Origin of the sequence: Longilinea arvoryzae (assembly GCF_001050235.1) — a bacterium.
In the GTDB taxonomy this organism is placed as follows: domain Bacteria; phylum Chloroflexota; class Anaerolineae; order Anaerolineales; family Anaerolineaceae; genus Longilinea; species Longilinea arvoryzae.
This window is the reverse complement of record NZ_DF967972.1, coordinates 3,592,304-3,614,409: the sequence shown is the minus strand read 5'-3', so window position 1 is coordinate 3,614,409 and position 22,106 is coordinate 3,592,304. Positions and strand designations below refer to the sequence as shown.

Below are 22,106 nucleotides of genomic sequence, written 5' to 3'. Positions count from 1 at the left end.
CGTCTCTGCTGCGGGAGACTGGTGATGATGGATGTGGTTGTCGTGGCCGGCGGAGTCCCTGAGCGAGGGGATCCGTTGTATGCGTTCACGCAAGGCGCCTATAAGGTGATGCTGGATATTTCCGGGAAGCCGATGGTTCAATGGGTTTTGGATGCCCTGTCGGATGCGCCCTCGGTACAGCGGGTGGCCGTGGTCGGCCTGCCGCCGATTACCGCTCTGGACTGCAAAAAGCCTTTGATCATGCTCCCCGAATCGGGTGAGATCATCGAAAATGTCCGTCTTGGTGCGATCGAGTTGGCGAAACAAAATGCCGAGGCGGCGAAAGTGCTGATCATTTCGGCCGATTTACCAGCCATCACGCCCGAGATGATCGAATGGTTGATCGAACGCGTTCAGGAAAGCGACCATGAATTGTACGGGTTTTCTCTGAATCGGAAAATCATCGAAGCGGTCGATAAGGATTCACGCCAAATTTACGTGCATCTCAAGAATGAAGAAGTCTGTCTGGCGGATGTTGGCGGCCTTCAAATTGACTTTGCCAACCGCCCCGAGCATCCCCTCTGGCAGCGATTGGTGGAGGCGCGAAAAAGCCCAACCCGGCAGGCTGCATTGTTGGGGTATGATGTTTTATTCCTGTTGATGCTGCGGCAGCTTACATTAAAGGAAGCCGAAACGTCCATCAACCGCCGTCTGGGCATCAACGCCCGCGCCGTTTCATGTCCCTTCGCTGAGTTGGGGCTGGACGTAGACCGGCCGCGGGATATCGATGTTCTGGAAGATATCCTGACGGCCCGCATGGCCGCCGTCAAAGGGAACTGAGTTGTTTCAACGCCTGATGGATTTCGACTCGCGCATCAGCCGGCGCGTGCGCCTGCACCAGGATGGCAGCCCGGCTTGGAAATTGGCCGTGTTTTTCGCGCATTCCGGGGATTCCTGGTTCTGGATGGCCGGTTTGGTGGTGGTCTGGTTGTTCGCGCGCGGTTTTTGGCATAACCATACCGCGCTTCTGGCCATCGGCGTAGGCGTCCTGGCCGTGCTGGTGCTGGCCATCAAATTCACCATCCGCCGCCAGCGGCCGGAAGGAGAGTGGGGGGCGATCTACCGCAATACTGACCCGCATTCCTTCCCATCCGGGCACGCCGCCCGGGCGGCAATGCTGGCCGTCATGGCCTGGGGATTGGGTCCGGCCTGGTTCGGATGGGTGGTGTTGATCTGGGCGCCGTTGGTCAGCCTGGCGCGGGTCTCAACCGGCGTTCATTATCTCTCCGATATCCTGGCCGGATGGGTGTTGGGCGTTCTCGCTGGGTTTGCCATGCTGGCGATTGCCCCGCTGTTGGTCGGCTGGTTCCCGTTTTTGTTCTAGATTCTGACCCGTTTGGCTTGTAAAAAAAACGGCCCGCTAAATTTCAGCGGGCCGCTCCGTTTGGATCGAGGTCAGTTGAGCATCATGGTCGCCATCGACGGCAGCATGTGGATCAGCGCAGGAACGCGCAGCGGTTTTTCCTCTTCGTGACCGAGTTCCGGCAGCAGACCGTAGCGCGAAGCGCCCAGGTCGAGGATCTCCAGGATCAGGTCCGTGTAGGAAGTCCCCTCAGCGTTGGCGATGACGCACAGGTCACTGAAGCCGGGCGTCAACCCGGGCAGGGTGTTGATCTCCAGCAACCGGGGATTGCCATCTGCATCCAGGCGGAAATCGACGCGCGATACATCGGTTGCGCCGACCGCCAGATGGGCGCGAATGGCCAGGTTTTGAAGTTTCTCCGCCAGGTGCGGTTCGACCGTGGCCGGGCAGATGAATCCAGGCACGCCTTCTTCGCCCGTATGCAATGTCTTGGCTTTATACCCATAAATACCGGGCGTAACGGAGGAGGCGTTATCGACTTCCAGAATGGGGAAGCGGTGAAAACCATCTGCGTCGTAGCGTTCGGGATGGCGGCTGAAAGCCGTTGCGTCATGGCGTCCCATCACAGCCACCGTAAACTCGCGCCCGGGCAGGTAATCTTCGACCAACGCAGGCTGTTGGTAGCTGTCGATTACCCAGGCCACCCGCCGCCGCAAAGCAGCTTCGTCCTGGATGATCGCGCCCGAATCCATTCCCATGCCAGTACCCTCGCGGGCCGGTTTGACGAAGAGCGGGAACCGGAGCGCCGGATTGAGCGGCTCATCTTCTGAGTAGAATTCCTGGAAAGCGGCGGTCGGCAAACCCTGTTCGCGCCAGATGCGTTTGGTCATGGTCTTGTCCAGACCGACAGCATTGGCCAACACGCGTGAGGCCGTATAGGGAATGTGCAGCATTTCCAGGAGGGCCGGCACCTGAGCTTCGCGACCATCGCCGCAGATTCCTTCGGCAATGTTGAAGCAGATGTCGGGACAAAAATCGCGCAAGGCGAAAGGTAAATTGGCGTCGGCTGAAAGGAATTTTGTATAGTGGCCGTCGGATTCAATAGCGTCTTGAATTGCCTGAATCGTTTCTCTTCGGTCAAATTCCGCGCCGGCATCGGCTGGAGCATCCTGGGGCAGTAAAGTCTCCCCCTTCACGTTGGCAACAACGGCTACCCGCCAGGAGCGAACCGGTCGCGGTGGCATACTGGGGGGCTTATCTTCTCCAGGAGGCTCAGTTTCAAGAATATTGAGTTCGTCCATTGCTATACCCTTTAAGCGTTGATAGGTTGTCTAATTTTGATCAACCAGCATCGTAGTATAGTCCGATTTTTCCAGATTACAAGAGGTTAATTTAAGGAATCGACAAAATTGCTCATCGATTTTTCCATGAAAATTGGATCATTAATCCACGCGCTGGTCTGGATTTTACCTCAACGGAGGATTCAACCTTGCCAGACTGTGAAAAATGATTATGATTAAATCATTCATATTTTCATCAAAGGACGGCGATTATGCGACTTCCCTATCTTCCTCCCATCCCTTTTATGCCGCCCAGCATACCGGTCTGGCTTTCCTATCTGATCATTTTCGCGGCGGCGGTAATTATTCTCCTGGCAATCGTAAAAATATTCTTCCGCTTCGCCAGTAGCGGTTCCGGCGCAATGCTGGCTATTCTGTTGATCGTTCTGTTCCTGATTGCCGTTTTCTTTATCGTTACCAATTTCAGCGGGATCACCTCCGGGATCAGACGCTTCTTCGGACCCATATTCTAACGATTCGTACCATTTATCGCCAATTTCCAGCCTCTCCATTCTTTACAAACCTTATCGGGTAAGGTATGCTTAATGTTGGGAGTGGCTGAGTTCCGGTGGGCTCCCCGGTCTTCAAAACCGGTGGTGGGTCGCGTTGCGGGCCGCGGTGGGTTCGACTCCCATCCATTCCCGCCTGTGAGTGTCGATGTGGTCGGATACAAATCGCGTAAACGTCCTTCTTTAGGAGTAGCTCATGAGCACACCACTCGAAGCGGATACGCAAGTATTGGATGCGCTGGTGCGGCGCGTTTTTTATATCGAGGATATTACCGCCGGGCATGGTGACCAGGATTATGTGGTCCGTTACCATGGCCATTTAGCGGGCGCGGATTCGGCACTGGCTTATGATCAATTAGCGGAATGGATGAAGCCACATGGCATCACGCCGCTTTTCCGGTGGGATGGCGATCGCCAGGCAATCTATCTGGTGCGCGGCGTGCCGCAGATCAACACCGGTAATCCGGTCGTCAATCTGCTCTTCTTCATCGTCACGCTGATCAGTGTGGTCTACACCGGCGGCGCCCTCGGTATGACGAGCGCTGCCCCTTCCGAACCGCTGGCATGGGCGCTGGCGATCATAAAGGCCGGCTGGCCATTTGCCGTGAGCATGATCGCCATCCTGGCGGCTCACGAATTCGGGCATTATTTTGCGGCCCGCCTGCACCACGTTCATGTCAGCCTGCCGTATTTCCTGCCGTTGCCCTGGCCAATCAGCCCCTTTGGTACGTTGGGCGCTTTTATCAATATGAAGGAGCGTCCCCGCAACCGACGCCAATTGATGGATATCGCGATTGCCGGGCCATTGGCCGGCCTGGTTGTGGCGATCCCGGTGTTAATCCTGGGGCTTTCGCTTTCGCATATCAACCCACTGCCCGCGCAGGCCGCGGCGAATGCCACGTCCTATAACATGATGGAAGGCAATTCCATCCTGTACTTTTTAATCAAATACCTGCAATTCGGCCGGCTGCTGCCGGCGCCAGTAAGTTATGGAAATCTATCTCCGGCGCTTTACTGGCTGCGTTATTTCTTTACGGCTCAACCCCTGCCGTATGGGGGCGTGGATGTGTCGGTAAACCCGGTGGCCTGGGCAGGCTGGGGTGGATTGCTGGTGACATCGCTGAACCTGATTCCGGCCGGCCAGCTCGACGGCGGCCACCTGCTTTACGTACTGTTTGGCTCCAAAAATGCCCGCCGCGTTTTGCCCTTCATCCTGATGTTTATGGGCGTGATGGGATTTTTCTGGAGCGGATGGTGGCTGTGGGCGGTATTGATCTTCTTCCTGGTGGGCCGCTCCTACGCCGAGCCGCTCGACCAGATCACCACACTGGATACGCGGCGCAAGTGGCTGGCCGGCCTGGGGTTGGTGGTGTTCGTCCTGTTGTTCACCCCCGTGCCGCTGTACGCCATGTGATTTGAATTGCGACCCGAATGATGGGTTGTCCAAGTAAACGGGCAGAGGCGCTCCGCCGGCTTTTTTCCTGGGCCAGGCAGTCGTCCCTGATTGTTGGGGCTGTTCCTGCGTCCCAATTCTTTACAATTTGGCCCCTCGGATTTCAACTGTTTAGCGTATCGATCCGACGGCCTTCGAGGGTCAGGAAAGACTTGAGGGCCGTGACCGGCAAACAGGAATGCGCCGGGAGGATCATCAACAAACCGCCGATTTGGATGCGATCCAGCCAGCGTTCAGGCACATGCACCAGACCGTGCTCTTGGGAGAGCGAACTGACATAAGCGCCTTCCAGCGGTTCGCTCCAACCATTTGCTTCGGGCAAAGCTACCAGTCCGTACGCGCGTTGGCCCTGGTAGGTTGTGAAATCCTTGTTCAGGTGGATCGCGCCGCCGTAGACGACGACAGCCTCGCGCTCCGCATGAACGGCAACCACCGGGCAGGCGACAGCGGTCGCCATCTGGTCCGGACGGCAGGTCCCCCACAAGGTCTGTTCCGCGTCGTAGAAAACGAAGTTGCCCGGCCGGATCTCGTCGACGCCGCGTAAATCTTCCACCAGCGTGCAGGCCGGCGTATCCCCGACCGAAAGTTCGAGCGGAGAACGGGAGGCCTGCGAGAGATACGCATGCACGCTTTCCAATCGTTGAAGGGTCTCGGCGTAGATCTGGCGGACCCGTTCGACCGAACCGGCGCCGTAGGTGTGCCCGGCGTGGGTGAGCAGGCCGCGCAGGTGGAGCGGATGTGAGGATTGGCATACCTGCAGGATCGGAAGGATCTTTTCAGGTTGCTGCCAGGGCAGGCCGGTGCGCCCGGCGCCGACGTCGATCTTGATCCAAACGTCTGCCTGCGCAGTGAGGTGCCGGGCCAGATAAGCCGCACTTTCGGTTGATTCGACCAACAGCCCGACCCGGATGCGTCGCGCCAGGGCATCGATGGCCTGAACCTGGCGTAAATTGACCGGAAATGCAATGGTGATATCGTTCCAACCGTGATCGGCAAAGTATTCAGCCATATCCACCGAAGATACGGTTATCTCGCTGACCCCATACGGCCTGAACCATTCGCCGATTTCAGCGGATTGGTGCGTCTTGAAGTGCGGCCGGAAACGAACGCCGTTTTGCGCGGCTTTTTCGGCCATGAAGGCGATGTTCTGGCGGGCCTGTTTCTCGTTCAGCAGCAGGGTGGGGCGGTCGATCGACTCGAAGATGGACATAATTTCCTCCGCAAAGCGTCATCCGATTTTACCCGAATCTCCCGATTTAGCGGATGTGTATAATAAAACCATGAATAATGAAGAGGTTGCCGCCATATTCGAGCGTATTGCCGATCTCTCCGAGATCAAGGGCGAGATTATTTACAAAACCCTGGCTTACCGCAAAGCAGCCGACAGCATCCGCAACCTGGGCGCGGATGTGGAAGCAATCCATCGCGAAGGAAAACTGCTGGACATTCCCGGGGTTGGCAAAGCCATTGCCGAAAAGATCGACGAGCTTCTGACGACTGGAAAGCTGAATTTCCTGCTGAAGTTGGAGCAGGAAGTACCGCCCACGCTGGTCGACCTGCTCAAGGTGCCGGATATCGGCCCCAAGAAGGCCGCCATGTTCTGGAAAAAGGGCGGCATCACCACCCTGGCCGAACTGGAGGCTGCGGCCCGCGCCGGGAAACTGCGCGGATTACCCGGCATGGGCGAAAAATCTGAAGCCAGAATTATCTCCGGATTGGAAGCGCTGGCGCGGCGCAGCAAACGCCTCTCGATCGGCGTGGCGCTGCCGATTGCGATACGCTGGGTGGAATGGCTGCGAAAATTACCCGGGGTGGAGCAGGCCGAAGCCGCCGGCAGCCTGCGCCGGCGGAAAATCACCATCGGCGACCTGGATTTCGTGGCGGCGGCGCGCGACCCCAAACCCATCATGGACGCTTTTATCCACCACCCTGAAGTGCAGCGGATTGCGGGGCAGGGCGAGAATAAATCCAGCATCGAAGCCGCCGGGGGGCTGAATATTCAGCTCTGGATACAACCCCCGGAGCGGTTTGGAACGCTGCTTCAGTTCGTCACCGGATCCAAGGAACATAACGTCCGCCTGCGCGAATTGGCCCAGAAGAAAGGCCTCTCCCTCTCCGAACAGTCGATCAGCCGGGCAGACGGCAGCGAGCAAACCTATGCCGATGAGAAGGGCGTTTACGCCGCATTGGGACTGCCCTGGATTCCCCCCGAACTGCGCGAAGATCGAGGTGAAATCGCGGCCGCCCTGGCCGGAAAACTGCCTCACCTGCTGGTGCGCTCGGATCTCAAGGCCGATTTACACGTGCATTCCACCTGGAGCGACGGCGCGGCGACCATCGCTGAAATGGCTGCCGCTGCCCGGGAACGCGGGTTGAAGGTGCTGGCCATCAGCGACCATTCCGGCGGGTTGGGCGTGGCGGGCGGGATGTCGGTGGAGAAATTGCACGAGCGGCGCGCCGAGATCGAGAGCGTGCAGGAAAAAATGGGTGATTCACTGCGCCTGCTGCAGGGCGCCGAGGTGGAAATTCACGCCGACGGCAGCCTGGATTATGAGGATGAAGTGCTGGCCGAACTGGACGTGGTGGTGGCATCGCTGCATTCCAGCCTGCGGCAGCCCCGCGAACAGATCACCGAACGGCTGCTGCGCGCTATGCGTAACCCCAATGTGGACGTGATCGGGCATCCCTCCGGCCGGCTGCTGCCCAACCGGGAGGGCGCTGATCTGGATTGGGAACGAGTGCTGGCCGCGGCCCGCGAAACCGGTGTGGCGTTGGAGATCAATGCGCATCCGGCGCGCCTGGATCTGGATGAAGTCTATGCCCGGCGCGCGGCCGAGATGGGCATTCCACTCAGCCTGAACACCGACGCGCATGCTCCCGATCAACTGGATTTGATCGAATACGGCATCAGCGCGGCGCGGCGCGCCTGGTTGGAACCGGAACAAATCATCAATACCTGGCCGCCTGAAAAATTGCTTGCCTGGTTGCAAAATCGGGGCAGGAAGACCCATTAAGCGGGCAGGGTATCTCCCTGGCAATAGCGATTGCGCTGATGTTGGGTTGCCAGTGTGACGCCGCCGCGGCCGCGCACCTGAAAACCCGACTGCACGCAGATCAGAGCTGTATATCCTTCGATGCCGACCAGCAAATTTCGCTGCACCACCCACGGGATGGCGCTTTTCAAAAACGGCGGCAGTTCATCGAAATGGGGCATGATCAGACAGCCGGGTAAATAGCCAAAGGCAGGTCCCCACTCGAACGGGCTGCGCGCTCGCGGAATGCGGTCGCCAAAAATCATCGCGCCTGCGCTGCAACCGGCGATAACTCCGCCGTTCGCCAGCACCGCTTCGATCGCCTGCCAGACCACTGTATTCGCGAGCGTGGCATGCAAATAGGCCGGTTTTCCGCCAGAAAGATAGATCAAGTTGGCGGCGCGAATTTGATCCGCGAAGGCGGCGTTTTCCGCAGAGCTGCGATCGATCACCGGCAGGGCATTCACGCTGGCGGCTCCAAGGTTTCGAAAATGCTCCACACCCAGGTGGTTCCAGTAATCCAGGCGTTCATTGCCTTCGGTGCCAGCCGCGGTGGGCAGACAGACCACATTCACCGGTCGATCCAGCCATTCCATCAGCCAACGGTCCACGGGCTGCATGCCGGGCAGATATTCCCCGCTGCCAACCAGGGCCAGCAATCCGGGCCCCGGCAGGTGCACTGTTAAGTTCGGACTCATGGCAGAGTTGCGTAATAAAGCTGGTTGCCAAAGGCCAGGACCGTCAGACGGCTGGGCGTGATGGCAAAAGCGGTTACATCCTGTTCGGGTAAGCTGAAATCGCTATTCACCGCCGGGCGCATCACTTTGGCCAGGTAGAGCTGGAGGCTGAACTGGTAGATGGCCGGGCCTTTCTTGCTGTCCAGAATATACAGCGAAGCTTCCGGGGGCTGGGTGACCTGAAGCTGTAAGAATTGAGCGTCGCTGAAGGAGGTCGGATTGGAGTCGCGCCCGGAACGGGAATCTTCATAGGGCGCGGGGTCGGTGCAGCGTGTAGGCGAGAAATCAAAATTGCTGTAGGTGCAGCGGCTCATCTGGCCGGATTGGTGCAAGACGTAAAGATCATCCTGGTACACGGTCAGATCTGTGGCATCGGCCATGACCGGGACTTCGCGATCGAAGAACAGGCGCGGCATATCCGGGAAGACCAGATCTGTGCCATCGTAACGCCAGACTGCGTTGTTGACGCTGTCCAAGACATACAGCACGTTTTGACTGTAGGCAATGGCGACAATCTTGCCCCAACCATTGTCGGGCGGGGTCAGCGTGGTCTGATTGGATGCCGTGACGCCAGGCCCGCAAAGCAGCAGGTTGCCGGTGTCATCGATACCCATCACGGTGGCCTTGTAAGAATTGGTCAGCGGCACAGCGACCAGATCGACAAGCGGGCGAATAATGACCGAACCCTTTTCACCGGGCGAACAATCAAATTCAGAATCGACCTCATACCCCTGACCGGTCATGAAGAGCCGCAGGATGCGTCCCTGGCTGGAATCGAGCAGGTAAAGGTCTGTGTTCGAGGTGACGATGCGGGTAATGTTGACCGGAGTGCCAAAACCACCGGCCAGGGCGGGTTGCAGCTCCAGACGGCTGATCCCGTCCATCGAATCAAGGGCTGCCTGCACCTGCTTGCGATAAGCAAGCGATTCTTCCGTTTGGCCGTAGTTTTCAGCCTGCTTGACCCAGTAAAGAGCCTGCTCCCAACTGGCGCGCTGCAAGGCGGCATCGTTTTGCTGGCTGGCCTGCTGAATGAATTTTTGAGCCTGTTCCAGGTAGGCGGTATGTTGCTCGCTGCGGCCGCTGCGGAAATAGACTGTCATCGCCAGGGCAACCACCACCAGCGGAATGATCAGGGCGATGAAAAGCATGGAAGAGGTCGAAAGGCCGCCCGGCTCGCCATTTCCGGGCAAGACCCGTTTGGCAAAGGTCTTCAAACCCTGGCCGATCCGGGATTTGAATGCGCCGTAACCCTTCCAGGCTTTGGCCAGGCGGCGGCGGGTTTCAGGATTGAGAGTTTGTGCCTGCCCGGCGGAACGGCGTGTACGAGTTGGGCGGGGCGTGAAGGCTGGCTCGTGGGTTGCAGAAGAAGGCTGCGGCGGTTTTCGTTCAGCAGGCGCAGGGGGCGTCTGAGGTACGCGGGGTTGCTCAGCGGGCAATTCCACGGCTTCGGGTGGAATGAACTCTTCCCGGGCGATCGGCGCGATCGGTTCAAGACTTTCGAAAGGCTGGGAAGGCATGCTTACGGCCGGCGCGCTGGATGGAATCGGGTTGGATTCGACCGCATCGGCGCTTTGGGGCGCCAGTTTTCGCAGTGGGCGAACGTCGCCCCGTCCCGGCTGGACCTGAAGGATGACCGCCTGCAAATCAGGGCCGCTCTGCGCCACCAACCGCCGGCGAAGCGCTTCGCTGCCCAATTTGTTGATGCTGGCAAGCGTGGCCGGGATCCAGGTTGCGGGTGGATTGGGGCTGACCAACAGCAGGTCACCCGGTTCGAAATTCGGCTGGTAAAAACGGAGCGTTGTGGTGCGGCTGAGGCCCAAACCGCGCCCAATACTGGTGTCGGAAAATTCTTCGACGCCGGAATTGGAGACGACGAAACTGCGGGTCGGCCCCGCCTGCGCCAGTAAAACCTGATCGTGATGGATGGACAGCAAGGTAAGCCGACCGGCGGCCTGCAAACCCTCGCGGGCGCTCTTCAGATTGCGGTTGAGCAGAAATTCGTTCAGGGAATCGGCAGCTTCGCGCAATCCGGCGGTAACCGAATGCTGCGAGCGGTAGTAGACCTCGGCAGTTTGCAGCAGCAGATTCTCCAGCGCAGGCGCCGGCAGCGGGGAATTGCCGTCCAGGCCAAGCAGAATCAGCAGGATGTCGCCGCTGCGATTGCGAGACGCTTTGCGGGGCGACTGCGAAATGAACAATCCGGGCAGACTGGTTTGTTCCTGGCCTGCAGCCAGAGAGAGTGGATTGAAAAGAAGATCAAACAAGGTGGTGGTCCAATCCGGTCTTTTTGTGCAAGTTGAAGTGATTATACATCAAAGCCCGGGGATGTTTGCCAGGCAGGTTTAATCGCAGCAAGTACTGTGCCAGGTCGGCGGCTGATCCAAAGCCCAGTGGCTTTGATTTTCAGGGGACAGCGAGCGAGTCTCCGAAATGGACGGCTTTCAGGACCACCAGTCCCCTTTCCAAACCTACCTTGCCGGATTGATGAAGGTCAGTGAAAAAAGACTGGCTGCCACTATTCAAACCTCACGGGTCGGAATAGCAGCAGCCAGGATGTTTACAAGTAAAAGGCTGTTACGGCTTTTCGTCTTCCCAACCGTCCGGTTCGATATGAACGTAGGCTCGATCCACATCCGGCAATTCCTGCAGACGGCGGGTAATTTCATCCGAGACCAGGTGGGCCTCGCTCAGCGTCATCGCGCCGTCCATGTTGACATGCAGTTCGATCACGAGTTTGGGGCCTACATAATCGGTCATCATGTGGTGAACGCGCAGGACGCCCGGGACCTTTTCGGCGACCTCGACGATCTGTTGGCGGGTCTCTTCGGATGCGCCTGCCCCGGTCAGGAATTTCAGGTTTTCCTTGCCGGCGTTATAGACTGCCCGGAAGATCCATACTGCCACGACGATACCGGCGATTGGATCCAACACCGGCCACAGGGATGAACCGAGAATGCCAACAAAGGCCGCGGCCGAGGTGAGCACATCGCTCAGGTTGTCTGCGGCGGTGGTCGAGAGGGTGGGGCTGTCAACTTTTTTGGCGATGCTGCGAATGGAACCGAACATGCCGGCTTTGACCGCCGCAGCGAACAAAAGGACGAAGACGGGCAACCCCATCTGGATCGTTTCACCGCCTACCACGAAACGCTCGATCGAATTCCGGGCCGCCTCGTAGCCCGCGAAGGCCATCGAGAAGGTCACCATCAAGCCCACCAGCGGTTCGAACCGGCTGTGGCCTTGCGGGTGGCCGATATCTGGCGGTCTTTGAGCCATCCAGAGCCCCAGGACCATCATGACGGAATACGCCACATCGGATACCGAATTGGCGGCATCCGCGAACAGCGCTGCGCTCCCAGATAATCTGGCTGCAATCGCCTTGGTGACGGCCAGCACAATATTACCGGCAAGCGTAATGATCAACGCCCGGCGAAAGAGTCTTCCTTTCTCTGGTTCTGGTTTGTAATCACGAACCCAACGCATTTACTTTAGTCTTCCTCTACTTGATCTACAGACGATCGTTGCAAACTTATATCATCCTTGTAAAGGATGTTCGTCGCAAATTAATAGCGCGTAGTATATCACATAACGCGTTAGTTTATTGTAAGATTTGCTATTAATTTAGATAGTGGCATTCTCTACTTTTGTCCAGTGCACATTTGCCTTGAATGTTGGTAAAGTAATTGAAGCGCAGCAACTTTGTCGAGCCACCAACGTAGATCTATGTAGCAGATTAAAGCGCCTTAGCATTCCTGGGGGGCGGCTAAATTCAACTGAAAGGGAATATTCGAAATGGAATCCAAACAACGTTCAAGGTTGGCTTTCGGCTTGATCGTATTGCTCGTTGGTTTGTGGCTGCTGGCCGTTCAGTTATTTCCGGCGTTGCGCAATTGGGCGCAGCTTTTTTCGACGGGTTCGATGATTGTCATCGGAGCAGGGGGTCTCTTGCTGCTGGTCGGGCTGATCACGCGGGACGGCAATCTGATGGTGCCTGGATGTGTGATCGCCAGTGTGGGTGGAATTATCCTGGCCACCGAAACGGCCGGCAGCCATCTCTCCTGGTCCTATGCCTGGACCCTGATCCCGGGCGGCGCCGGAGTGGGTGAGGTGCTGGCCGGCTTGCTCAACAGCGAACGCGGCCGCATAGGCCGTGGGTTGAACACCATTGCCGCCAGCCTGCTTTTGTTCGTCATTTTTGCCTCATTTTTTGGCGGTTTGACCTGGCTTGGACCCTATTGGCCGGCGTTGGTCATCGTGGCCGGTTTATGGCTGTTGGTCCGAGCGTTCTGGCGCAAGTAGCATTTCATTCGTTGATCAAGGAGTAAGCGATGCGACGCAGTAGTTTCTTCTGGGGGGTGGTTGTTTTACTGGCCGGGCTTTTGCTGTTGTTGAACACGTTGAATATCTTCGTCTTCAACTTCTGGCCGGTTTTTTGGGCGATTTTCCTGATCCTGGCGGGCGTCTGGTTCTTAATGGGACCGCGACTGTACAGACGCGATTGGACCGAAGAATCGATTTCAATTCCATTGGAAGGCGCCAGTGAGGCGGAAGTTCGTTTCGAGCATGGCGCGGGACGCCTGAACGTGAATTCAGCGAATTTGCCGGGTGAACTTCTCAGCGGCACGATCACGGGTGGGGTCGATAAAGAGATCGCCCACAACGGCGGCATCCTTTCCGCGGCGCTTTCCATGCAAAAAGTCAGCTTCGGGATTCCTTTTCCGAGCACCGATTTCAAAGGTTTCATCTGGAACCTGTCGGTAAATCGCGATTTACCCATGCGCTTGAACTTTCACACCGGCGCGGGTGAGACCACGCTCGATTTGAGCGACACCCAGGTCAAAGAACTGCGCATCGAAACCGGCGCCAGTTCGACCAAAGTCACCCTGCCGGCGAAGGCTGGCGCAACTCGCGTGATGGCCAAAGCCGGCATGGCTTCGCTGGAATTCAATGTTCCCCAGGATGTGGCCGCCCGGATCAGCCTGCACACCGGAATTTCGGGCAGCAAGGTCAACACACTCCGTTTTCCGCAAAACGGCGATGTTTACCAATCTCCGGATTTCGACAGCGCGGCGAATAAAGTCGATATCGAGATCGAAGCCGGTATGGGCGGGATTGAAATCCGGTAACCCCGGAAGTTTCGGATGCGAGGGAAAAAGGAGATCGAAATGAAAAATCCAAATTCTTGGCGTGTTTTGGTTGGGGTTTTGCTGGTGTTGGTGGGCGCTCTGGCGCTGTTGCAAACCCTGACCGGGTTCGAGAATACCGGGGTCATCTGGGGAGCCTTGTTCGCCGCGGCTGGCATCGGTTTCCTGTACGTGGTGTTTCAAGACCGCAGCCGCTGGTGGGCGGCAATTCCGGGCATCGTCCTGCTGGGCATTGGCGCGGCGATTATCCTGGATTCTTTCGCTCCGAATGCGGCGGAATGGATCAGCGGCCTGATCATCCTGGGCGGCATCAGCGCGGCTTTTTTCGCCGTTTACGCGCTCAGCCCGTTAAACTGGTGGGCGTTGATTCCGGCCGGGGTGATGGCTACCCTGGCCCTGGTTAGCGTGCTGGATAATATTCATAATTTCGACAGCGGCTGGGTTTTTCTGGGTGGCATGGCGGCGACTTTTGCAATGGTGGCGTTGCTGCCCGAACGCGCGACCGGCCGAAAATTAACCTGGGCCTGGTATCCTGCGACCGCTCTGGCGGTTATTGCGTTGATCGTTCTGGTATCCTCCTTCAAGGTCACCAGTGTGGTCTGGGCGGTTTTGCTGATCGGCGGCGGTTTGCTGCTGGTGTGGCGGGCGATGAAAAAGTAAGGCGCCTTGAGAATTAAGGCAGAAAGCGAGCGTGTACGATGGCAGAAAATCAATCCCATACCCGTCATAGCATTTTTTGGCCGCTGATGTTGGTGGCGGTTGGCATTGTATTGTTGTTGACCAACCTGAATGCACTTTCAGGGAATCTGTGGGACTATGTAGCCAGATATTGGCCGCTCTTGTTCATTCTGGGCGGATTGGACCAGATTTATCAGGGCAAGAGCTGGGTCGGGGCGGTGATCATGCTGGGTCTGGGCGGCGTTTTGCTGGCCGGTAACTTTAACGCGCTCCCGTGGAGCGGTCTGGACCTGCTGCTGCGCCTGTGGCCGGTGATCATTGTGGCCGCCGGATTGGATTTGATGATGCAGGGCCGCTCTTCAGCCCTGGGTGGCATTGTGGTGGTGGTCCTGGCCGTGGCGCTGGTCGCAGGCATGATCTGGATCGGCTTTGTCGGGCCCGGCAGCACTGGGACCACACCGGTGGATATCAGCCAGCCCCTGGAAGGCGCTCAAAGCGCATCGATGAAAATGACCTTCCTTTCCGGGGATGTCAACATCTCGGGAGACGCGGAAGCAGACCAGTTGATCCAAGGCACGGTGATGTTACCCAGACAGGCGAAGGTCAACGAAAGCTACTCCGTCAGCGGGGGCGAGGGGCGTTATGTGCTGGAACCCGCGCCATATAACCACATTCCGTTGATCGGAAATTATGAGGGCAACCAGACCGAGCTCAAGATCAACAACTCCATCTCGACCGATCTCGATCTGACCTTGATCGCCGGCAAACAAGACCTCGATCTTCAAAACCTGAAGATCACAGACCTGAAAACAGAAACCATCTTTGGACAATCCACCCTTATCCTGCCCGAGAATGGCGAGTTGAATGGCAAGGCCGGCGTGATCTTCGGCGAGCTTGTGATTCGCGTTCCGCGGGGCACATCCGTCGAATTTATCCTGGACACTGTGCTGGTGGGTAAGAACATTCCACAGGATTTCGTAAAGGAAGAGGACCGGGTCTATTCCCCGGGTGCCGCAAATGGTAACGCCGACATCGTGTTGACCCTTGAGGACGTATTCGGCGCGGTCAAGATCGAATATTTACCCTAAGGCTCATCTGAATAGAATTGCAGGCAGCGAATCAAATTGCTGCCTGCTTTTTTTATCCTCCGGGAACTTTTTCCTGTAAGATTCGTCTTGGAAATAATCGATAAATCAGGAGAAGAACAATGAAAAAGTACTTTATCTTCGGCGTGATCGTTATCCTCGTTGCCAGTCTGTTGAGCGCCTGCGCGCCGACGGCAGCGAATTCGTTCAATCCCTATCCGCGGCAGTTGAACGCTTCGGGCCAGGGCAAAGTCTACATCGTGCCGGATTTAGCTTATATCTATGTCGGTGTGCATGTCCAGACGGCCAGCCTGAGTGATTCCCTCAATCAGAGCAATACCAAAGCCGCAGATATCGCCTCGCAGCTTAAAGAACTGGGCGTGGCGGATCAGGACATCCAGACGAGCGCCTTCAACGTCTATCCGCAGCAGAACTACGACCCAAACGGACAGCCGACCGAGATCCAATATGTGGTCGAAAACACGGTCAACGTGACCCTGCGCGATTTGAGCAAGCTCGGCCAGGTGCTGGATGCGGTCGTTCGCTCAGGCGCGAACAGCATCAACGGAATTTCCTTCGACGTCGCTGATCGCACGACCATCGAAGCCCAGGCTCGCGAACTGGCCATCAAGGATGCCCAGTCCCGCGCCGGCGAGGTCGCCAAAGTTTCGGGCGTCGAACTGGGGAAACTCATTTCGGTGAGCGTCTACAATTCGAGTTCACCCGTGACTGTCTACGAAGGCAAGGGCGGCGCTGCCATGTCAGCGGCGTCAGGCCAGGTGCCGGTAGCCGCCGGCCAGTTGCTGATCACTGCGGACGCCAGCGTAGCGTACGAGATCAAGTAACCCGAACAGAGTCCATTTCAATAATCAAAACAGCGCTGATTCAAGGTCAGCGCTGTTTTGATAAGTACAGATAATCTTTTCTAATAATTGATTGCGCTAATGCGGCTAAGTTTGGCAAAGCGGTGTTGCGCCATGATCCGCCGGACGGTTCCAGTCAACCCGCGCATTACGATGCTGTCGGTGGTTGCGCCAGCGCCGGTGTATGAAACGCCGTGCAGAAGTTCACCGCCCGTGATACCCGTAGCGGCGAAGAAAGTGTCTTCGGAAGAGACCAGGTCTTCCAGCTTGAGCACTTTATCGAGATCGTAGCCCAATTCGATGCCCTTCTGGCGTTCCACGTCGTTGCGCGGGTAGATCTTGCCCTGCATATTCCCACCCAGACAGCGCAGCGCGCAGGCTGCCAGGACGCCTTCGGGAGTGCCGCCGATGCCCATCAGAATGTCGATGCCGGTTTCGGGCATGGAAGTCATCAAGGCGCCGGCTACATCCCCATCCGGAATCAGGCGAATACGAGCCCCCAACCGGCGGACTTCGGAAATCAGTTTCTCATGCCGCGGGCGGTCAAGGATGACGACGGTCACGTCGTTGACATCCATTCCTTTGGCGCGGGCGACGGCCTTCAGGTTATCTTCCACGGAAGCGTCGATGTCGATTACATCCCGCGCTTCAGGGCCAACCGCGATTTTATTCATGTACACGAAAGGACCCGGATTGAACATCGTTCCGCGCGGGGACAGTGCTACCGTCGAGAGTGAGTTATATTGGCCGTGCGCCAACGGGCGGGTGCCATCGATGGGGTCCACGGCGATATCAACCTGGGGTGGTTCGCCGGTTCCCAGGTGCTCGCCATTATACAACATGGGCGCTTCGTCTTTCTCGCCTTCGCCGATGACGATGATGCCGTCCATTTCGACCTCGTTCAATACCAGGCGCATGGCATCGACCGAAGCCTTGTCGGCAGCATTCTTGTCACCGCGACCCATAAATCGACCGGCGGCCAGCGCGGCTGCCTCGGTCACACGCACCAAATCGAGCGCCAGGTTACGCGTTGGCTTAGAGTGGATCATTTCGCCTCCTCAGGGATAGATGATAAGGAATCAACTGGCATCGGGATTGCCAGAATTACCACAACCAGAGGATCAGATAGAACCCAATGGGGGCGGCCCATAACCAGGAATCGATCCGATCGAAGATGCCGCCATGCCCCGGGAGGAGATGGCTTGAGTCCTTGACGTTGAACTGTCGCTTGATCATGCTCTCCCCCAGGTCGCCCAAAATACTTAGCGTGGAAAGCACGAAGCCCAAAATCAAACCCCGCAGCGGCGTGATGGCAGGGGTCATGATACCCCATAATGCACCCATCAAAGCGCACCCCAGGGAGCCAATGACGATTCCACCGATATAACCTTCCCAGGTTTTCTTGGGACTGACGCGCGGCGCAAGCGGGTGCTTGCCCAGGTGACTGCCTACGAAATAAGCGCCTGCATCCGCCAGGCCTGTGCCTGGAACGACCAACAGAGTCCACCACAGGCCGTCGGGCAGGTTGCGCAACGAAACCATATAACTACCCAACCAACCGATGTATAGAAGGCCGGAAATGGTTATAGCAAAATCGGTAGCCGAATGATCGGAGCCGTTCTCGTGGAGGAAGGTGTGGAGCACCAGACTGGCCAGGACTAGCCCGGCCAGTACGGCATCCGCTTCACGGAAGCCCAATAAAAAACGGGTGAGGACGAGTATTGCCGTCCCACCCACCACCAGCGCCGCCGAGGCTGAATATCCGCCGGTCTTGAAGATGCGCCAGTATTCCCAGGCAGCCACACCCATCACGGCCATGATCAATAACGCAAATGGCCACCCGCCCAACGCGATAAATGTCACGCCGATCGGAATCATCAGGATTGCTACCAACAGGCGTTGGGTTAACATCAGGCCCCCTTTAACACCCAGTAGTGGATAACCGGCCAAAACGCCGATCGCGTTGGCTGTAAACCTCGAGCGCTTTCCGCAACTCTTCTTTGTCGAAATCAGGCCACAGAGTTGGGGTGAAGTACCATTCCGAATAGACCGATTGCCAGGTCAGGAAATTGCTGACGCGCATTTCTCCGGAGGTGCGGATGACCAGATCGGGATCCGGCATGCCGGCCGTAAACAGGTACTGGGCAATCAGTTCATCATCGATCTCGTCGGGGCGTTTCCCATCCGCGATCATGCGTTGGATGGCGTAGACGATTTCATCGCGCCCGCCGTAATTCCAGGCTACGGATAACACCAGGCGGTGATTGAGGCGGGTCACCTCGACCGCATGAAGAACTTTATTGCGCACATCCTCTTCCATGCGGTCGATGCGACCGATGTGGCGGATCTGGACGCCTTCACTGTTCAATTCTTCGAGTTCGTTATCGATGACTTCGGAAAGGATATGCATCAGGCCTTCCACCTCATCGCTGGGACGGCCCCAGTTTTCAGTGGAAAACGCATAAATGGTCAGATACTGGATTCCAAACTCCACACATGCTCGGATCACGCGGCGCAAGTTTTCGGTGCCGGCGCGATGACCCGCCAGTCGTGGAAGGCCACGGGCTGCCGCCCAACGACCATTTCCATCCATGATGATGGCAATATGCGTAGGGGTTTTGGCTGGTAGATCAGCAGACGAATTGGAGGGTTGGGATTGGTCCATCGAACGAATAGGAAGCTTACACTTCCAGGATTTCCTTTTCTTTACGTTCGCCGATTTCCTCTGTTTGCGCAATCATTTTATCGGTTAATTTCTGAAGCTCTTCCTCGCCTCGTTTGAGGTCATCTTCGGAAATCATCTTCTCGTGCTCGAATTCACGCAAATCCTTAAGCAAATCGCGACGAACATTTCGGATGGAAACGCGGCATTCTTCCAGGCGGCTGTGGACGATCTTGACCAGGTCGCGGCGGCGCTCTTCCGTCAGGGGCGGTAGATTCAGGCGAATGACCCGGCCGTCATTGTTGGGCGTCAGACCCAGATCGGAGGCAATGATAGCGCGTTCGATCGTTTTAAGGCTGGAGGCATCGAATGGTCGAATCATCAAGGTGCGTGGTTCGGGGACACTGATGCTGGCCAACTGCATCAAGGGCGTGGGGGCTCCGTAATAGTCGATCGGTAGTTTTTCGACCAAAGCAGGGCTGGCGCGTCCAGTTCGAATCGTCGCGAGACTATCTTCGAGATTCTGAAGGGCGCCCTTCATGCGAGTTTCAGCTTCTTTTACCGTTTCTTTAATCACACTGGCCTCCCTATGCAGTTTTATTCCGGCTTTGGGTTTTCTTTTTATTTGCAGGAATAGAATTCTTGCCTGCAAACGCCTATAAGGATACCTTAAAATAGTAAAAAAAGCTACATTTCAGGCCCTCCTTTCATCTGGATCACCTGATATGCAGCTTTCCGGCAATCGTAAGAAATCTATGGCTTCGTCGGGTGCAGGCGCATATATTCCTGAGCCGCGGCGCGGAAGGTATCCAGGCCCAGGGTGGCGCAGCGCGGCCGCGTTTGTACCAGTTCTTTTCCCAGTAAATTCACCACCGTGGATTGGTCCAACCCGGCGACAGCTTCGACATCCTGACCGACCAGTTCTTCCGTAAGCATCGAGGTGGCCGCCTGGCTGATGGTGCAGCCTTCGCCGGTGAAAGCGGCCCCGATGATGCGCCCGTTTTCGATCTTCAAGTAAGTGGTGACGATATCGCTGCAACCGGGCAGCCCACCATTCCAGATGGCGTTCGCATCCGTCAATTCACCTCGATTGTGCGGGTTATGGTAATGATCGAGGACCATTTCCAGAATTTCGCTGCGATCCATGGTGTCTTTTCTTATCCTTTTTCGATCGGGGCGCCGACCAGGTTGCCCCATTCCGTCCAGGAACCGTCGTAATTCCGAACGTTTTCGAAACCCAACAGATACTTCAGGACGAACCAGGTGTGCGAGCTGCGTTCGCCGATCCGGCAATAGGCGATGGTCTCTTTTTTCGGATCGAGGTTATGCTTGCCCAGGTACAGCCGGGTCAGTTCTTCATCGGGCTTGAAGGTGCCGTCGATTTCATCGATGGCCTGCGACCAGGGGATGTTCATTGCGCCGGGGATATGCCCGCCGCGCATGGCGCCTTCCTGCGGGTAATTGGGCATGTGCAACAGTTCGCCGCTGTATTCGCCCGGGGAACGCACGTCCACAAGTGCGCCGTGCTGCTGCACGTGAGCCAGCACCTGATCCCGGAAAGCGCGAATGGACAGGTCGGGTTTGGATGCTTTGTAATTCGTTTGCGGGAACTTGGGAAACTCCATCGAGACCGGACGATTCTCTTTGAACCATTTCATGCGCCCGCCGTTTAGAATCTTCAACTGCGGATGTCCGTAGTATTCGAAAAGCCAGAAGGCGTAACACGCGAACCAGTTGTTCCGGTCGCCGTAGAAGACCACCAGGGTATCGCGGTCGATGCCGAGGGTTGAGCAAAGCCTTTCAAAGCCGGCCTTGTCGATAAATTCGCGCCGGAGTGGGTCCTGCAGGGTGGTAAACCAGTCCACTTTCACGGCGCCGGGAATATGGCCTGTGTCGTATAACAGATAATCCTCGTTCGATTCGGCCAGGCGAACTTTAGGATCGTCCAGGTGCCTGGCGACCCATTCCGTTTCGACGAGAACTTCTGGATGAGCATAATCGACCATGATAAACTCCTTGAGGAGGTTTAATATTAATTATTTTTATCATAATAGTATAAATAATTCAATTCGCGTAGCCAAATTAGAATTCTGAAAATTGGGTCTTGAAAATATGTTCTATTCAGGTATAATGTGAATACTAGAAAATAAATTCTAAGGTGATGCTATGGCTGTTCAAAACCTGCCTCAAATCAAAGGAAAGACGATCCGGCCCCTGAATTTCCAGGTGGCGCCGGTGGTGGAGATAGCCAATCCATTCGCTACGCTGAGCCTCGAGGAAATCCTCCAACGCCATCCATATCTGCCCGAATCCACCGCCGTCCTGGGCGTCTGCGAAGATGGTTTGCCGATCTTACTGGATTTAACGGATCCCAATCCGGGTTCGGTGCTGGTGGGAAGCACCCACATCGAAGGGAGCACCCGGTTGCTCCAGACGGCCCTTCTTTCGACCCTGATCTGTACGACGGCGAACGATCTGAATATCCTGGTTGTCTCACGAGATCCGAGTGCCTGGCAGCCGTTTCAGGCATTGGCCGGGCAACATATCCTCGAAATCTTGCCGGTCTTCGACCGCGCCTCCGGTCCCGCCATTCTACGCTTCAGCCGGATTCTCGATCAGCGCATGAATGGCCGGACTCGAGGTGGAATTCACCTGTTGCTGGTGGACGATATCGATTATCTCAACCGGGTGGATTTCGATGTCCAGATCAATTTCCAGTGGTTCGCCAAAGAGGGCGCCAGGCACCGCATGTGGACCCTGGCCGCGATTCAGCCTGAAAAGGTCGAACAAAATGATCCATTTATAGGCGCCTTTCGAACGCGAATCCTGGGTTATGTGAACGATCCCTTCCATTCGACCTGGCTGGCCAATACCCGCCCGCCGGATACAGGTTCGTTTCACCCCACCCAGCAGTTCTGTGTGCGTATTCAGCGAAATTGGATGAATTTCTGGCTTCCTGGCCGATAAAAGGAGAAGCTACCATGGAAACAGGCATGTTATGGTTCGACAATGATCCACGCAGCGATCTGCCTGCCAAGGTCTCGCGGGCCGCCGATTATTATCAGAAGAAGTACGGCAAGAAACCCGAGGTGTGTTTCGTCCATCCAAGCGCTGTCAAAGAGACGCAGCGCTGCGACGGTATCGAAATTCGCGGCAGCCAGATGGTTTTGCCCAATCATCTCTGGATCGGGCTGTTGGAACATTGATAATCATACGCGGTAATCCGAAAGAGACCGCTATTCTCGAAACCCAAAGCAAACTCTG

At 56.6% G+C, this 22,106-nt stretch carries 23 protein-coding genes and 1 tRNA gene; 12 read left to right on the top strand and 12 right to left on the bottom strand.

Annotated elements, in window-relative coordinates:
- The first annotated feature begins 24 nt into the window (after positions 1-24).
- Together LARV_RS16225 and LARV_RS16220 are read left to right on the top strand one after the other, a co-directional pair.
- Positions 25-819 (top strand): NTP transferase domain-containing protein, encoded by a 795-nt coding sequence (locus LARV_RS16225; RefSeq protein WP_075074622.1) that lies wholly within the window; start codon positions 25-27, stop codon positions 817-819.
- Between the two features lies 1 nt (position 820).
- Positions 821-1,363, top strand: a complete 543-nt coding sequence (locus tag LARV_RS16220; protein WP_075074621.1) for a phosphatase PAP2 family protein — start codon at positions 821-823, stop codon at positions 1,361-1,363.
- Between the two features lie 71 nt (positions 1,364-1,434).
- On the opposite strand, the gene LARV_RS16215 is transcribed toward LARV_RS16220, so the two are convergent.
- Together LARV_RS16215 and LARV_RS20250 are read right to left on the bottom strand one after the other, a co-directional pair.
- Positions 1,435-2,586 carry a D-alanine--D-alanine ligase family protein gene (locus tag LARV_RS16215; RefSeq protein ID WP_075074620.1) on the bottom strand — a complete coding sequence of 384 codons (1,152 nt, stop codon included), beginning with the start codon at positions 2,584-2,586 and terminating at the stop codon, positions 1,435-1,437.
- Positions 2,587-2,867: 281 nt separating this feature from the next.
- Entirely contained in the window at positions 2,868-3,194 is a 327-nt protein-coding gene (locus LARV_RS20250) for a hypothetical protein (protein WP_152031829.1), read from the bottom strand.
- A gap of 38 nt (positions 3,195-3,232) precedes the next feature.
- On the opposite strand from LARV_RS20250, the gene LARV_RS20245 reads away from it, so the two are divergent.
- Both LARV_RS20245 and LARV_RS16205 read left to right on the top strand, forming a co-directional pair.
- A tRNA-Sec gene (locus LARV_RS20245) sits at positions 3,233-3,326 on the top strand.
- A 61-nt stretch (positions 3,327-3,387) separates the two neighbouring features.
- Positions 3,388-4,605, top strand: a complete 1,218-nt coding sequence (locus LARV_RS16205) for a site-2 protease family protein (protein ID WP_075074618.1) — start codon at positions 3,388-3,390, stop codon at positions 4,603-4,605.
- Between the two features lie 142 nt (positions 4,606-4,747).
- Here LARV_RS16205 and LARV_RS16200 read toward each other — a convergent pair whose 3' ends face one another.
- Positions 4,748-5,854: an alanine racemase gene (locus LARV_RS16200; protein WP_075074617.1), complete on the bottom strand. Its 1,107-nt coding sequence runs from the start codon at positions 5,852-5,854 to the stop codon at positions 4,748-4,750.
- A 70-nt stretch (positions 5,855-5,924) separates the two neighbouring features.
- On the opposite strand from LARV_RS16200, the gene polX reads away from it, so the two are divergent.
- Positions 5,925-7,658: a DNA polymerase/3'-5' exonuclease PolX gene (gene polX / locus LARV_RS16195; RefSeq protein WP_075074616.1), complete on the top strand. Its 1,734-nt coding sequence runs from the start codon at positions 5,925-5,927 to the stop codon at positions 7,656-7,658.
- On the opposite strand, the gene LARV_RS16190 is transcribed toward polX, so the two are convergent.
- The 3 genes from LARV_RS16190 to LARV_RS16180 all read right to left on the bottom strand — a co-directional run bounded on the left by LARV_RS16190 (position 7,655) and on the right by LARV_RS16180 (position 11,893).
- The gene (locus LARV_RS16190; RefSeq protein WP_075074615.1) at positions 7,655-8,374 is read right to left on the bottom strand and encodes a Type 1 glutamine amidotransferase-like domain-containing protein; all 720 of its coding nucleotides are present in this window, start codon (positions 8,372-8,374) and stop codon (positions 7,655-7,657) included. The genes polX and LARV_RS16190 overlap by 4 nt on opposite strands.
- Complete coding sequence (locus LARV_RS16185; RefSeq protein ID WP_075074614.1) at positions 8,371-10,677, bottom strand: hypothetical protein; 2,307 nt, start codon at positions 10,675-10,677, stop codon at positions 8,371-8,373. Before LARV_RS16185 ends, LARV_RS16190 begins: the two co-directional genes overlap by 4 nt.
- A gap of 310 nt (positions 10,678-10,987) precedes the next feature.
- Entirely contained in the window at positions 10,988-11,893 is a 906-nt protein-coding gene (locus LARV_RS16180) for a cation diffusion facilitator family transporter (RefSeq protein ID WP_075074613.1), read from the bottom strand.
- A 309-nt stretch (positions 11,894-12,202) separates the two neighbouring features.
- Here LARV_RS16180 and LARV_RS16175 point away from each other — a divergent pair, with 309 nt between their 5' ends.
- From LARV_RS16175 to LARV_RS16155, 5 genes are all read left to right on the top strand, one after another.
- Positions 12,203-12,709: a hypothetical protein gene (locus LARV_RS16175; protein WP_075074612.1), complete on the top strand. Its 507-nt coding sequence runs from the start codon at positions 12,203-12,205 to the stop codon at positions 12,707-12,709.
- A gap of 29 nt (positions 12,710-12,738) precedes the next feature.
- Positions 12,739-13,536, top strand: a complete 798-nt coding sequence (locus tag LARV_RS16170; RefSeq protein WP_075074611.1) for a LiaF transmembrane domain-containing protein — start codon at positions 12,739-12,741, stop codon at positions 13,534-13,536.
- Positions 13,537-13,575: 39 nt separating this feature from the next.
- On the top strand, positions 13,576-14,214 hold the full coding sequence (locus LARV_RS16165; RefSeq protein ID WP_075074610.1) for a hypothetical protein: 639 nt from the start codon (positions 13,576-13,578) through the stop codon (positions 14,212-14,214).
- 38 nt (positions 14,215-14,252) lie between these two features.
- Positions 14,253-15,320, top strand: coding sequence for a LiaF transmembrane domain-containing protein (locus tag LARV_RS16160; RefSeq protein WP_075074609.1), 1,068 nt, complete (start codon positions 14,253-14,255; stop codon positions 15,318-15,320).
- Positions 15,321-15,439: 119 nt separating this feature from the next.
- Positions 15,440-16,162, top strand: coding sequence for an SIMPL domain-containing protein (locus tag LARV_RS16155; RefSeq protein ID WP_075074608.1), 723 nt, complete (start codon positions 15,440-15,442; stop codon positions 16,160-16,162).
- An 80-nt stretch (positions 16,163-16,242) separates the two neighbouring features.
- Here LARV_RS16155 and glpX read toward each other — a convergent pair whose 3' ends face one another.
- The 6 genes from glpX to LARV_RS16125 all read right to left on the bottom strand — a co-directional run bounded on the left by glpX (position 16,243) and on the right by LARV_RS16125 (position 20,848).
- Positions 16,243-17,229, bottom strand: a complete 987-nt coding sequence (glpX, locus tag LARV_RS16150; protein ID WP_075074607.1) for a class II fructose-bisphosphatase — start codon at positions 17,227-17,229, stop codon at positions 16,243-16,245.
- A gap of 55 nt (positions 17,230-17,284) precedes the next feature.
- Positions 17,285-18,091 (bottom strand): phosphatidate cytidylyltransferase, encoded by an 807-nt coding sequence (locus LARV_RS16145; protein ID WP_075074606.1) that lies wholly within the window; start codon positions 18,089-18,091, stop codon positions 17,285-17,287.
- Between the two features lie 10 nt (positions 18,092-18,101).
- Positions 18,102-18,845, bottom strand: a complete 744-nt coding sequence (locus LARV_RS16140; protein ID WP_075074605.1) for an isoprenyl transferase — start codon at positions 18,843-18,845, stop codon at positions 18,102-18,104.
- 16 nt (positions 18,846-18,861) lie between these two features.
- On the bottom strand, positions 18,862-19,419 hold the full coding sequence (gene frr, locus LARV_RS16135; RefSeq protein WP_075074604.1) for a ribosome recycling factor: 558 nt from the start codon (positions 19,417-19,419) through the stop codon (positions 18,862-18,864).
- A gap of 176 nt (positions 19,420-19,595) precedes the next feature.
- Positions 19,596-19,988: an iron-sulfur cluster assembly scaffold protein gene (locus LARV_RS16130; protein WP_075074603.1), complete on the bottom strand. Its 393-nt coding sequence runs from the start codon at positions 19,986-19,988 to the stop codon at positions 19,596-19,598.
- Positions 19,989-19,999: 11 nt separating this feature from the next.
- A complete protein-coding gene (locus LARV_RS16125; protein ID WP_075074602.1) occupies positions 20,000-20,848 on the bottom strand; it encodes a sulfurtransferase in 849 nt (282 codons plus the stop codon).
- A gap of 160 nt (positions 20,849-21,008) precedes the next feature.
- Between LARV_RS16125 and LARV_RS16120 the strand changes: the two genes are divergently transcribed.
- Entirely contained in the window at positions 21,009-21,809 is an 801-nt protein-coding gene (locus LARV_RS16120) for a hypothetical protein (protein WP_075074601.1), read from the top strand.
- A 14-nt stretch (positions 21,810-21,823) separates the two neighbouring features.
- The gene (locus tag LARV_RS16115; protein ID WP_075074600.1) at positions 21,824-22,048 is read left to right on the top strand and encodes a hypothetical protein; all 225 of its coding nucleotides are present in this window, start codon (positions 21,824-21,826) and stop codon (positions 22,046-22,048) included.
- Positions 22,049-22,106 lie beyond the last annotated feature (58 nt).